This window comes from Sphingomonas sp. PvP018 (assembly GCF_017876865.1).
Lineage (GTDB): Bacteria > Pseudomonadota > Alphaproteobacteria > Sphingomonadales > Sphingomonadaceae > Sphingomonas > Sphingomonas aerolata.
Window position 1 is genome coordinate 3,101,776 of the sequence record NZ_JAGIOU010000001.1, and the last position, 12,776, is coordinate 3,114,551.

Annotated in this window: 10 protein-coding genes and 1 tRNA gene; 5 read left to right on the forward strand and 6 right to left on the reverse strand. The window is 67.1% G+C overall.

All coding sequences use genetic code 11. The annotated features are described in order from the left end of the window. Positions 1 to 326: 326 nt before the first annotated feature. Positions 327 to 2,060, forward strand: a complete 1,734-nt coding sequence (mqo, locus tag J3A66_RS13875) for a malate dehydrogenase (quinone) (RefSeq protein WP_348634053.1) — start codon at positions 327 to 329, stop codon at positions 2,058 to 2,060. 169 nt (positions 2,061 to 2,229) lie between these two features. On the opposite strand, the gene J3A66_RS13880 is transcribed toward mqo, so the two are convergent. Then, positions 2,230 to 3,072, reverse strand: coding sequence for a glycosyltransferase family 1 protein (locus J3A66_RS13880; protein WP_209569493.1), 843 nt, complete (start codon positions 3,070 to 3,072; stop codon positions 2,230 to 2,232). A 517-nt stretch (positions 3,073 to 3,589) separates the two neighbouring features. Further along, positions 3,590 to 3,663, reverse strand: a tRNA-Gly gene (locus J3A66_RS13885). Positions 3,664 to 3,823: 160 nt separating this feature from the next. Here J3A66_RS13885 and J3A66_RS13890 point away from each other — a divergent pair. After that, positions 3,824 to 5,143 (forward strand): DUF1295 domain-containing protein, encoded by a 1,320-nt coding sequence (locus J3A66_RS13890; RefSeq protein ID WP_209569495.1) that lies wholly within the window; start codon positions 3,824 to 3,826, stop codon positions 5,141 to 5,143. Here J3A66_RS13890 and J3A66_RS13895 read toward each other — a convergent pair. From J3A66_RS13895 to J3A66_RS13905, 3 genes are all read right to left on the reverse strand, one after another. Further along, positions 5,140 to 6,528: a glutamate--cysteine ligase gene (locus tag J3A66_RS13895; protein ID WP_209569497.1), complete on the reverse strand. Its 1,389-nt coding sequence runs from the start codon at positions 6,526 to 6,528 to the stop codon at positions 5,140 to 5,142. The two genes, J3A66_RS13890 and J3A66_RS13895, sit on opposite strands and share 4 nt — an antisense overlap. Before the next feature lie 64 nt (positions 6,529 to 6,592). Further along, complete coding sequence (locus J3A66_RS13900; protein WP_209569499.1) at positions 6,593 to 7,366, reverse strand: 16S rRNA (uracil(1498)-N(3))-methyltransferase; 774 nt, start codon at positions 7,364 to 7,366, stop codon at positions 6,593 to 6,595. 80 nt (positions 7,367 to 7,446) lie between these two features. Next, on the reverse strand, positions 7,447 to 7,602 hold the full coding sequence (locus J3A66_RS13905) for a hypothetical protein (RefSeq protein WP_166746254.1): 156 nt from the start codon (positions 7,600 to 7,602) through the stop codon (positions 7,447 to 7,449). An 84-nt stretch (positions 7,603 to 7,686) separates the two neighbouring features. Here J3A66_RS13905 and ubiA point away from each other — a divergent pair, with 84 nt between their 5' ends. From ubiA to J3A66_RS13920, 3 genes are read left to right on the forward strand one after another with little or no spacing between them, the layout of a single operon-like run. After that, positions 7,687 to 8,610 (forward strand): 4-hydroxybenzoate octaprenyltransferase, encoded by a 924-nt coding sequence (ubiA, locus tag J3A66_RS13910; RefSeq protein ID WP_245336824.1) that lies wholly within the window; start codon positions 7,687 to 7,689, stop codon positions 8,608 to 8,610. A gap of 15 nt (positions 8,611 to 8,625) precedes the next feature. After that, entirely contained in the window at positions 8,626 to 9,972 is a 1,347-nt protein-coding gene (locus tag J3A66_RS13915) for a TldD/PmbA family protein (RefSeq protein WP_209569501.1), read from the forward strand. Then, on the forward strand, positions 9,965 to 10,762 hold the full coding sequence (locus J3A66_RS13920) for a 3'(2'),5'-bisphosphate nucleotidase CysQ (protein WP_348634054.1): 798 nt from the start codon (positions 9,965 to 9,967) through the stop codon (positions 10,760 to 10,762). The genes J3A66_RS13915 and J3A66_RS13920 overlap by 8 nt, the downstream gene beginning before the upstream one ends. 152 nt (positions 10,763 to 10,914) lie before the next feature. Here J3A66_RS13920 and typA read toward each other — a convergent pair whose 3' ends face one another. Continuing rightward, a complete protein-coding gene (typA, locus tag J3A66_RS13925) occupies positions 10,915 to 12,759 on the reverse strand; it encodes a translational GTPase TypA (protein ID WP_056674093.1) in 1,845 nt (614 codons plus the stop codon). Positions 12,760 to 12,776: the final 17 nt, after the last annotated feature.

The following is a 12,776-nucleotide window of genomic DNA, read 5'->3' on the forward strand; positions in this document are numbered from 1 at the left end:
CTTCGCGGCTGCTGCCGCGCGGCTCGATACGCCGCGCATGGCGGGCCCCGATCCGGCCGTCCGCCATCCAAAGCTTGTAAAATTGCGCCTGTGATGGCATGTAAGTCTCGGATACCCGTCAATTTTACTGGTTTGCGGGCCTCCCAATAAATTCCGGCAAATGGGCGAGGACTTTGAGCAACGGTTGTGCTCGGTCGATCGCTTCTTTGCGTCTTTCGGCCGATCCTGCGCAGCCCATCCATCATCCGGCGATGCGCCCTTAGCCGTCTCCGCCCCTCGGGGGCCGGGATCGGGGGCGGGCAGGCGGTAACGAAAAAGGCATCATAGTGCGAATTGGATCGAACGACGACACGCGGACCGCCGAGCAGTCAGGCGACGCTCCGGCGGCCGGCACGGGCGTAACGCGCCGCAATCTTCTAGGCTCGGCGATCGTTGCGGGCGTCGCGGGGTCCTCCGCCATGGTCCCCCTGTCGTCGGCGCAGGCCGCGACGACGGAACGCTCGGTCGACGTGCTGCTGATCGGCGGCGGCATCATGAGCGCGACGCTCGCCGTGCTGCTGCGCCAGCTCGAGCCGAGCTGGACGATCGAGCTGGTCGAGCGGCTCGACAAGGTCGCCGAAGAGAGCTCGGGCGGCTGGAACAACGCGGGCACCGGCCATTCGGCGCTGTGTGAACTCAACTACACGCCGGTCAATGCGGCCGACGGCCGTGTCGAGATCGCCAAGGCGGTCGAGATCAACGAGCAGTTCCAGGTCACGCGCCAGTTTCTCAGCCACCAGGTCAAGGCCGGCATGCTCGGCGCACCGCGGACGTTCATCAACTCGACCCCGCACATGAACCTCGTCTGGGGCGACGCCAATGTCGCCTTCCTGCGCAAGCGCTGGGAAGCGCTGGGCGCCAGTCCGCTCTTCTCGGGCATGGAGTTCTCCACCGACCGCGCCCAGATCGCCAAATGGGTGCCGCTGATGATGCAGGGCCGCGATCCGGCGCTGCCGCTTGCAGCGACCCGCTCGCCGCTCGGCACGGATTGCGACTGGGGTGCGGTGACGCGGCAATATATCGCCGCGCTCGACAAGCAGGCGAACTTCACGCTGACGACGGGGCATGAGGTCCGTTCGCTCGAGCGCAACGCCAAGGGCGGCTGGGAAGTCACCGCGCGCGACATGAAGACCGACGACAAGCAGGTCATCAATGCGCGCTTCGTCTTTGCCGGCGCGGGTGGCGGCGCACTGCCGATCCTGCAGAAGTCGGGCATCCCCGAGGCGGACGATTATGCCGGCTTCCCGGTCGGCGGCTCCTTCTTGGTCGCGGACAAGCCGGAGATCACGCACCGCCATCTCGCCAAGGTCTACGGCAAGGCCGCGGTCGGCTCACCGCCCATGTCGGTCCCGCATCTCGACACCCGCTATCTCGACGGCAAGCAGGCGCTGCTGTTTGGACCGTTCGCGACCTTCTCGACCAAGTTCCTGAAGCAGGGGTCCTATTTCGATCTGCCGGCATCGGTGACGATCGACAATTTCCGGCCGATGGTCGCGGTCGGCTGGGACGATTTCGCGCTGGTCGAATATCTCGCGGGGCAGCTGATCATGTCGGATGCCGACCGGATGGAGGCGCTGCGCGAATATTTCCCCGGCGCCAAGGACGGCGACTGGCGCTTGTGGCAGGCGGGCCAGCGCGTGCAGATCATCAAGCGCGACCCTGAAAAGGGCGGGGTGCTCAAGCTGGGCACCGAGATCGTCGCGTCGAAGGACGGCTCGATCGCGGCGCTGCTCGGCGCGTCGCCCGGTGCGTCTACCGCGCCGTCGATCATGCTCGACCTGCTCAAGAAGGTGTTTCCGAACCGGCTGTCGACCGCCGGCTGGCAGGCCAAGATCCGCGAGATCGTCCCGAGCTACGGCATCAAGCTCAATGAGCATCCCGAACTGCTCGCCGATCACTGGGGCAATACCGCCGAGACGCTGCAACTCGCCATCGCCTCGCCGGCGGTCCACGTCGCGACCAAGCCCCGGCCCGCCGCGATGCGCGTCAAGCCGGACCGCAGCCCCGACCTCGCCCTCTGACCTCTGTCCTCGATCGCGCCCTCCCCGGCATTGCCGGGGAAACCGTCGGGCGACGGACGATATGGCGGGGCTGCGCTTGTCGTAGCGGAGTTCGTCGCTTCGTCGAGACGCCGATGCTCGCCGGTCTGGGGGCTCAGCTGCTCCTCCAGCGCCGTGTCGTCCCGGTCCGCTAAACCGAAACGGCCGACGGCGCGGGGTGACACTCGGCCTCGGCACTCAGAAAGGCCCTCCACGCATCTACGAAGGTCGGCATCGAGAACGCGTCGAGACGCGCCTCGAGATCGACCCGCCGTGCCGCGATCTGGTCCGGGCGGAGTTCGGCGAGTTGTATCATCCCCGCGGCGATGGCCTCGACGGAGTGCGGATCCACCGCGATCGCACTTGGTCCCGCGACCTCTTCGAGGACGCTGTCGGCGCTGATCAGCGGCACCAGTCCGTTGCGCATCGCTTCTGCGACGGGGACGCCGAATCCTTCGAGAAGGCTCACCAGCACGAACCCCCGCGCATGCGCATAGAGCCAGCGCAACTGCTCGTCCGAGACATAGGGCAGGAGGATGACGCCGGGGGTTTGCTCCGCCTCGGCGATGACGGCCTCGGATCCCGGCTCGCGACTGCCGCAGATGACATAGCGATAGCCCGCACCGGCGAGGCCCGCGTGCGCGAATGCGCGGATGCTGGCCAGCTGGTTCTTGCGGCGCCCGATGCTGCCCACGGTCAGCAGAAACAGGCCTTCGACGCCGTCCACGGCGTGTTGCGCGCCACCCGCCACGCCGGTGCGGATCGGTGGATAGATCACGGTGGCGGGGGACCCGGTGCCATAGAGCCGCTGAAATGCTGTCCGCGATGCCTGGCTGACAAAGGCCATGCGGGGCTGGCGTTCGGCGATGCGTGCATAGACCCGCTCGTAGAGCGCGGTGACGGACGGGGCGAAGAGTTCGGGATGCGTCAGGGGGCCGAGATCGTGGCACAGCACGGCATCATGCGACGTGACGTGCCAGCCCAGCACGGTCATCGGATCGAGATGAAGGACCGCGCGTCGGCTCCGCTGTCGCGGCAGCAGCCTGGGATACCGGGCTCTGAGGCGATCTTCTTCGGCCCATAATCGACCGATGACTTTGCGGGACAAGGCATTGACGCCGACCCTTTCGGGAAGTCTCCATATCTTCACGCTGCGAAATACATCCGGCAGCGTGTCGATAATGTCCCTGCCGATAAAATACTTTCCGGTTCGATTATGAAGCGAAAGGGTGAAGTCGACGTCCCATCGTTGAAAAGACTTGCTAATTGTATTTCATCCCGAAATCATCGGTAATATGCGCCATAGAGCTACCAGAAATCAGCAAAGGGGTCATGTCGGAATCGGAATGGAGGCCCCATTTCAAAGAATAACAGACGCGGGGGGGGGCGGGTGCTCTAAGGCACAGAATTCGCTATGCCGGCTGTCGCCGCTTATAACAGCGCATCTCACGGCATAGTCAGGCAATGATCGGGTCACGCCCGTCGAGACTGGTCGGCGCTATTGGAAACGATGGAGCGGGTAACGGGAATCGAACCCGTGTATTCAGCTTGGAAGGCTGCTGTACTACCATTGTACTATACCCGCGAAGCCGGCGTTGCCGCGGCCTGCGCCCCCGCTCTGACCGTCGCGAAGGCGAGACGGGTGGCAGAAGGTGTAGGGTCGCGATAGCGCGGGTCGTGGGGTGGTGCAAGCCGGGGCAGGATGGTTCATGGTTTGCTGACGAAAATCGGCTACCCCTGGCGCCATGTCCGACGCGCCCGTGCTTCCCGAGACGACCAGCCTGACCCTGCAGCGGCGCCGCGCCGCGGATCCGCGCCCCGCGTCCGCGGTCAGTCATGGCGCCGGGCTGACGGGGCTGGCGGGGGTGCTCGGCTGGGTGGCGTGCGCGCGCGGCTGGGGGATGGACGGGCCCTATGCCGCGCTGGTCAACCTGCTCGCCTGCGCGGTCCCGATGATCCTGTGGTCGGTGCTGGTCGACAAGGTCCATCGCCGGCCGAGCACCGGGCTGGACTGGTCGCGGCCCCGGCTATGGCGCGAGACGATCGACGTCAGCCTGACAAAGCTCGCCGCCTTCTGGGTGACCTGGGCGGGGATCGCGGTGATCTATGGCACCGGGCGGTTCTATTGGGAGGGCAATTTCGCGTTTGCGATGTGGTGCTTCACCAACGCCGCGCCGATCCTCGTGCTCGTGTCGATCCCCTATGTCCTCTGGCTCGACCGCTATCTGGTCGCGCCGAAGGACGGCGCGTGGTCGCTCGGGGCATGGCTGACCGGGCAGCCGGGGGTCGACCGTGCTGCGCTCCACAACCACCTGCGCAGCTGGGGAGTGAAGGCGTTCTTCCTCGCCTTCATGCTCGCGATCGTGCCGGGCGGGTTCGGCGAGTTCATCCGCGGCGACACAAGCGCGATCCTGCGCGATCCGGTCGCGCTTGCCAGGTGGCTGATCACCTTCATGTTCCTGATCGACGTCGCCTTTGCGACGGTCGGCTATGTCCTGACGCTGCGACCGCTCGATTCGCATATCCGCAGCGCCAATCCGTTTGCGGCGGCGTGGATGGCGGCGTTGATGTGCTATCCGCCGATCATCCTGATGAGCGACGGCGGGCCGATGGACTATCACCCGGGCACGCAGGAATGGGACGTCTGGTTCCAGTATCACCCCGTCCTGCTGGTGCTGATCGGCGCGGTGCTGGTCGTGCTGACTGCGATCTATGCGTGGGCGACGATGGCGTTCGGCCTGCGATTCTCCAATCTCACCAACCGCGGGATCCTGACGCACGGGCCCTATGCCTGGTCGCGGCACCCCGCCTATCTGTCGAAGAACCTGTTCTGGTGGCTGTCGACGATCCCCGTGCTGACCACGGGGACGCCGATCGATGCGATGCGCGCGACCCTGCTGCTCGCGGCGGTCAGCGGGGTCTATTACTGGCGTGCGCGGACCGAGGAGCGGCATCTGGGCCTCGACCCCGATTACCGCGCCTATAGCGACTGGATGGCGCGCAACGGACCGGTACCGCGCCTCCTGGCGTGGGTGGCCGGGTCGCGCCGAGCGTCAGGCGCCTAGAAGCTTTCCACGCCGTAAACCTTGGCGATATCGCCGCCCCAGACACCGTTATACTTGTCGAGCAGCAGCTCGGCGGGGACCTTGCCCGAACGGACGATCTCGCGCAGCGGATCGAGGAAGCCGGTCTCGTTGTCGCCCGCCTTGTTGAGGCGTGCGCGCGACGACAGGCCGGCACCCGCGATATTAAGCACCTGTGCGGCAATATCACGCAACTGGCCGCCACCCGCGATCGGCGCATTCAGCCCGAGCTTGGGCACCGAATCGCGCAGCGACTGGCGTTCGTCGATCGTCCAGTCCTTCACCAGATCCCAGGCCGCATCGAGCGCACCCTGATCGTAGAGCAGCCCGACCCAGAGCGCGGGCAGCGCGCAGATCCGGTTCCACGGCCCGCCATCGGCGCCGCGCATCTCGAGGAAGGTCTTCAGCCGCACCTCGGGAAAGGCGGTCGAGAGATGATCGGTCCAGTCGTCGAGCGTCGGCTTTTCGCCGGGCAGGACGCTGAGCTCGCCCTTCAGGAAGTCGCGGAAGCTGAGCCCCGCCGCGTCGATATATTTGCCGTCGCGGTAGACGAAGTACATCGGCACATCGAGCGCATAGTCGGTATAGCGATCATAGCCGAAGCCATCCTCGAACACGAACGGCAGCATGCCGGTGCGATGCGGGTCGGTGTCGGACCAGATATGGCTGCGATAGGACAGCATGCCGTTGGGCTTGCCCTCGGTGAACGGCGAATTGGCGAACAGCGCGGTCGCGAGCGGCTGAAGCGCGAGGCCGACGCGGAATTTCTTCACCATGTCCGCTTCCGACGCGTAATCCAGGTTCACCTGGATCGTGCAGGTCCGCAGCATCATGTCGAGCCCCATGCTGCCGACGCGCGGCATGTGCCGCAGCATGATCGCATAGCGCCCCTTGGGCATGATCGGCAGCTCCGCGCGGGTCTTGTCGGGCCACATGCCGAGGCCGAGGAAGCCGATGCCGAGCTTCTCGCCCGCGGCCTTGACCTGTTCGAGATGCCGGCCGGTCTCGGCGCAGGTTTCGTGGAGGGTCTCGAGCGGCGCGCCCGAGAGTTCGAACTGGCCTGCGGGCTCGAGGCTGATGCTGCCGTCCGCACCGGTCATCGCGATGACGTTCTCGGTACCGTCGGGGCCGCGCTCGAACACGGGCGCCCAGCCATATTGCTCAAGCTCGCCGAGCAGCGCGCGGATGCCGCCCGCCTCGGTGTACGAAGGCGCGCGATGATCGTCCTTCGCGTACACGAATTTCTCGTGCTCGGTGCCGATCCGCCAGCGGTCCTTGGGCTTTTCACCGCGCGCGAAGCTGGCGATCAACTGGTCGCGCGACTCGATCGTCGGGCTGGTCTTTGCAGGGGCGGTCTTGCTCGTCATCGCCGCGCCTTACGCGGCGATGAACGAGGGTGCTAGAGGGGATTCGGACCGGTCGGTAGCAATGTCACGCGACGGGTGTCGGGACGGGCGGTTCGGCCGCCCAATCGCCCGCCGCCGCCATCCACAGCGCGACCGCTGCCGCCGCGGCGGTTTCCGCGCGGAGGATACGCGGGCCGAGCCCGATGCCGACCGCCTGCGGATGCGCGCGAATCGCCGCGCGCTCGTCGGCGTCGAAACCGCCTTCGGGGCCGATCAGGATCGCCGCGGGACCGGCATGCGCACGCATTGCCGCGAGCGCGGGCGCGCCGCCGGTTTCGTCGGCGAAGAACAGGATGCGATCGGCGGGCCAGTCGCGGAGCAAAGCTGCGAGCTTCACCGGTTCGGCGACCTGCGGCAGCGCGGTGCGGCCGCATTGCTCGGCCGCCTCGATCATGTGCGTGCGCAGACGGTCGGTATTGGGCTTGTCGACCACGGTGCGGCGCGTGACGACCGGGACGAGCCGGTCAACGCCGAGCTCGCACGCCTTCTCCGCGAGCCAGTCGACCCGGCCCTTCTTTATAGGCGCGGCGCAGAGCCACAGATCGGGCACCGCCTCGCGTTCGCGGAGCCGTTCGGTCACGTCGAGGACGAGGTCGCGCTTGCCGACGTTGGCCGCGGTGGCGAGCCATTCGCCGGTGCGGTCGTCGAACAGCTTGACCGGGTCGCCGATCTTCAGCCGCATGACGCCGGCGAGATAATGCGCGGCGGGGCCGTCGACCGGGAGTGGGCCGGGGCTGAGCGGGGTGTCGACGAACAGCCGCGGCGTGGATTGCGGCGGCCAGGCTGGGGTTGCAGGCATGGCGGGGGCCTAGCAAATCCCGCCGCATGCGGGGAGGGCGTTTCGCTCGTTCGCGATCCTCCGCCGTCAGGGGGGATTGGTTAGCGGCGGTTCCAGAGTTTGCGGGCGACGATCCATACGATGATCGCGACCGCGATGCCGAGGATCAGCGCACCCGCGACTGCGCCCGCGACGCGGAAGATACCCCAGAAGAGCGCCTCGACGAAACGGCCGACCGCGACCGACAGGCCGATCATGCAAAGGGGCTCGAACGCGACACTGACTTTATCCTAGCCGCTGCGGGCTTGCGCGCCAAACGCTGTCTTCCTACGCCCCGCGTCATGCAGACCACACCGAGCCCGATGGACATCGTCCCCGACAGCGAACATCGCGGCCTGGTCGCGCGGCTGCCGCCGACGCTGCGCGGGCTGGCGCTGCTCGCGCGGTTCGATCGGCCGATCGGCTGGTGGCTGCTCTTCTGGCCCGGCGCCTGGGGGATCGCGCTGGCGGGCGGGGCGTGGGCGCGCTGGGATCTGATCGCGTGGTTCCTGCTCGGCAGCATCGCGATGCGCGGCGCAGGCTGCGTGTTCAACGACATCGTCGACCGCGACCTCGACGCGCAGGTCGCGCGGACGCGCGCGCGACCGATCCCGAGCGGGCTCGTCTCTCTGCGGCTGGCGTGGATCTGGTTGGGCGTGCTGGCGCTTGTCGGGCTGGTCGTGCTGCTGCAGCTGACGCCTCTCGCCGCGGTCGTCGCGCTGGCGAGTCTCGCGCCGGTCGCCGCCTATCCGTTCATGAAGCGGATCACCTGGTGGCCGCAGGCATGGCTCGGGCTGGTGTTTAGCTGGGCGTTGCTGGTCGGGTGGAGCGACATCGCCGGCGCGCTGACGTTGCCGATGTGGCTGCTCTATGCGGGATCGATCGCCTGGGTGATCGGCTATGACACGATCTATGCGCTGCAGGACCGCGAGGACGATGCGATGATCGGCGTCCGGTCGTCGGCGCTGCGCATGGGGCGGCATGTAAAGGCGGGGGTCGGGATTTTCTATGCGATCGCGGTCGGGTTCTGGGCGGCCGCGTTCTGGACGATGCGGCCCGATCCGCTCGCGATCGCCGCGCTGGCGCCCGCCGCGCTGCACCTGGGGTGGCAGGTCGCGACGCTGCGCGCGGACGACAGCGTCGGCGCGCTCGCCCGATTCCGCGCCAACCGCTTCACCGGGTTGCTGATCTTCCTCGCCTGCGTGGTTGTCGGCACGAGCCTGTGACCCTAGATCGGCGACATGCTCACACCCGATCAAGCCCGCGACCGCGCCCATGACATCGTAGCCCGCGCTAAGGCCGCCGGCGCGGATGCCGCCGATGCGGTCTTCGCCGCCGATGCCTCGCTCGACGTTTCGATCCGCCTCGGCAAGCTCGAGGATATCGGCCGGTCGGAAAGCGAGGACCTGGGCCTGCGCGTGTTCGTCGGCAAGCGGTCGGCGAGCGTCTCGACCTCCGACCTGTCGTCCGCGGCGATGGACGCGCTCGCGGCGCGCGCGGTGGCGATGGCGCGCGAGGCACCCGAGGACGCCTGGGCCGGCCTCGCCCCCGAAAACCGCCTGTTGCACGGCGTGCCGCCGATGCTCGGGCTCGCCGATCACGGTGAGGTCTCGCCCGAGCAGCTGCGCGATGCGGCGACTGCAGCGGAGGATGCGGCGCGCGCGGTGCCCGGCGTGACGAACAGCGAAGGCGGTGGCGCGAGCGCGTCGAGCAGCGTCTGGGCGCTGGCCACCAGCCATGGGTTCGCGGGCGCCTATGCCTCGACAGCCTATGGCGTGTCGGCGAGCGTGCTGGCGGGTGAGGGCGGCGCGATGCAGCGCGACTATGCCTATCACAGCGTGCGGCACCGCCAGCATCTCGAATCACCCGAGGCGATCGGGCAGCGTGCGGGCGAGCAGGCGGTCGCGCGGCTCAATCCGGGGCGGCTCGCGAGCGGGCCGATGACGGTGGTGTATGACCCGCGCGTCGGCAGTTCGCTGCTCGGACACCTGATCGCGGCGATCGCGGGGCAGACGATCACGCGCAAGACCAGCTTCCTGCTCGATTCGCTGGGATCGCAGGTGTTTGCGCACGGCATCACGATCCGCGACGATCCACATCGGCCTTACGGATTGCGGTCGCGGCCGTTCGATGGCGAAGGCCTCCCGGTCTCGCCGACCGCGATCATCGAGCATGGCATGCTCGAAAGCTGGCTGCTGGACTCGGCCTCGGCACGCCAACTGGGGCTCGAGCCGACCGGCCATGCCGCACGCGGCGTCAACGGCGCGCCGGGCGTGTCGACGAGCAACGTCTTCATGGAAGCGGGCACGATGCCGCCCGAGACGCTGATCGAGGATATCGTGTCGGGCGTCTATGTCACCGAACTGATGGGCGGCGGCGCCAACGGCGTCACGGGCGACTACAGCCGCGGCGCGGCGGGCTTCAGGATCGAGAATGGCGTCATCACGGGGCCGGTCGCCGAATTCACGATCGCGGGCAATGCGAAGGACATGTTCCTGGCGATGACCCCCGCCAACGACCTCGAATTCCGCTACGGCATCAACGTGCCCACGTTGCGCGTGGAGGGGATGACGGTGGCGAGTGGCTGAATCGCCCCCGGGTCCGGTCACGACGTTGCGCGCGGCGGTCGAATCGATCGCCGCCGAAGCCGGGCAGATGGCACTCGCGCGGTTCGGGACCAGTTTCCACCGCTGGGAAAAGACGCCGGGCAGTCCGGTGTGCGAGGTTGATATCGATATCGACCGGATGTTGAAGGTGCGGCTGTCCGCACTGCTGCCCGACGCCGGCTGGCTGTCGGAGGAAACCGCCGACAATCCCGCGCGGCTTGCGCGCGACCGGCTCTGGGTCGTCGACCCGATCGACGGCACGCGCGACTATATCCGGGCACGTCCGGGCTGGTGCGTGTCGATCGCGCTGGTCGAACGCGGACGGGTGGTGATCGGCGTGCTCGATGCGCCGGCGCGGGGCGAGATCTGGTCGGCGGCGCTGGGCGAAGGCGCGACGCTCAACGGTGCGGCATTGCAGGCCGGATCGCGCACCGACTTTTCCGGATCGCGCGTGCCGACCGATGCGCTGCCCAAGGCGGATCGCGATCTGGTCGTGGTTGAGAAGCCCAATTCTATCGCGCTCAGGATCGCGATGGTCGCGGCCGACCGTGCCGATCTGGTCGCGACGCTGCGCTGGGGAAATGAGTGGGACATCGCCGCCGCCGCTCTCGTCGCGAGCGAGGCGGGCGCGGCAGTGACCGACGCGGTCGGGATCCCGTTGGTGTTCAACAAGCCGCGCCCGCAGGCGTTCGGGGTCGTCGCGAGCACGCGCGGGATCCACCGCGCGGCGATTGCGCGGCTGGCGGATCGGGCGGCGGCTATCCTGGGGTAGCGCTGGGCGCTTCGCTGGACACGAAAAAGGCCGGAGGTTTCCCTCCGGCCTTTTTCGTTTTTGTTGAGCGCCGCGGCTAAGCCGCGTCGTCGGACCTCGCCTGAGCGAGGCCGGCCGAGCTTGTAAGCCTGGCCGGCTTCGCCATGCCAGGCTTACGCGCTCTGCTTGGCCCGGCTCGCCCGCTTGCGCTCGTTCGCATCGAGGAAGCGCTTGCGCAGACGGATCGACTTCGGCGTGACTTCGACCATCTCGTCGTCGTCGATATAGGCGATCGCCTGCTCCAGCGTCGCGCGCTTCGGCGGGGACAGGCGGACCTGGTCGTCCTTGCCGCCGCTTGCGCGGAAGTTGGTCAGCGCCTTGGTCTTCATCGGGTTGACCTCGAGGTCGTCCGGCTTGGCGTTCTCGCCGACGATCATGCCCTCATAGAGTGCCTCGCCGTGACCCACGAACAGGATGCCGCGCTCTTCGAGCGGGCCCAGTGCGTAGTTGTTCGCTTCGCCCGAGCCATTCGAGATCAGCACGCCGTTCTTGCGGCCTTCGATCTGGCCCTTGTGCGGACCGTACTTCTCGAACAGCCGGTTCATGATGCCCGTGCCGCGCGTGTCGGACAGGAATTCACCGTGATAGCCGATCATCCCGCGGCTTGGCGCCGAGAAGGTGATGCGGGTCTTGCCACCGGTCGACGGACGCATGTCGGTCATCTCGGCCTTACGGATGTTCATCTTCTCGACGACGGTGCCCGAATGCTCCTCGTCGACGTCGATGATGACGGTCTCGTACGGCTCGGTCTTCTTGCCGTCCTCGTCCTCGCCGAACAGCACGCGCGGACGCGAGATGCCGAGCTCGAAGCCCTCGCGGCGCATCGTCTCGATCAGCACGCCCAGCTGAAGCTCGCCACGACCGGCGACTTCGAAGCTGTCCTTGTCGGCTGCCTCGGTCACCTTCACGGCGACGTTCGACTCGGCTTCGCGGAACAGACGCTCGCGGATCATGCGGCTCGTTACCTTGGTGCCCTCGCGGCCCGCCATCGGCGAGTCGTTCACGGCAAAACGCATCGACAGCGTGGGGGGATCGATCGGCTGCGCGTGCAGCGGCTCGGTCACCGTGATGTCGGCGATCGTGTCGGCGACGGTCGCAACCGAAAGCCCTGCGAGCGAGATGATGTCGCCGGCCTTGGCTTCGTCGACCGGCACGCGGTCGAGACCACGGAACGACATGATCTTGGACGCACGACCCGTCTCGATGATCTTGCCGTCGTTATCAAGCGCGTGAATCGCCTGGTTGGTCTTTACGGTACCCGAATTGACGCGACCGGTGAGAACGCGGCCGAGGAACGGATCGCGGTCGAGCAGCGTGACGAGGAAGGTGAACGGCACGCCGGCGACTTCCACGGCCGGAGGCGGCACGTGCTTCACGATCGTCTCGAACATCGGGATCAGCGTGCCTTCGCGCGCGTCCATGTCGGTCGAGGCATAGCCGTTGCGGCCCGAGGCGTAGAGCACGGGGAAATCGAGCTGGTCGTCGTTCGCGTCGAGCGACACGAACAGATCGAACACTTCGTCGAGCACTTCCTGGATGCGCGCGTCGTTACGGTCGACCTTGTTGACGACGACGATCGGCTTCAGGCCGAGGGCCAGCGCCTTGCCGGTGACGAACTTGGTCTGCGGCATCGCGCCTTCCGACGAATCGACCAGCAGGACGACGCCGTCGACCATCGACAGGATGCGCTCGACTTCGCCGCCGAAATCGGCGTGGCCGGGCGTGTCGACGATGTTGATGCGGATGCTCTCGCTCTCGCCCGGGGGCGTCCAGTCGACCGAGGTCGGCTTGGCGAGAATCGTAATCCCGCGTTCCTTTTCGAGGTCGTTGGAATCCATTGCGCGCTCTTCGACACGCTGGTTGTCGCGGAAGGTGCCGGACTGGCGGAAGAGCTGGTCGACCAGCGTCGTCTTGCCGTGATCGACGTGCGCAATGATCGCCACGTTGCGGAGGCTCATGGGAATGCTTTCGGTTT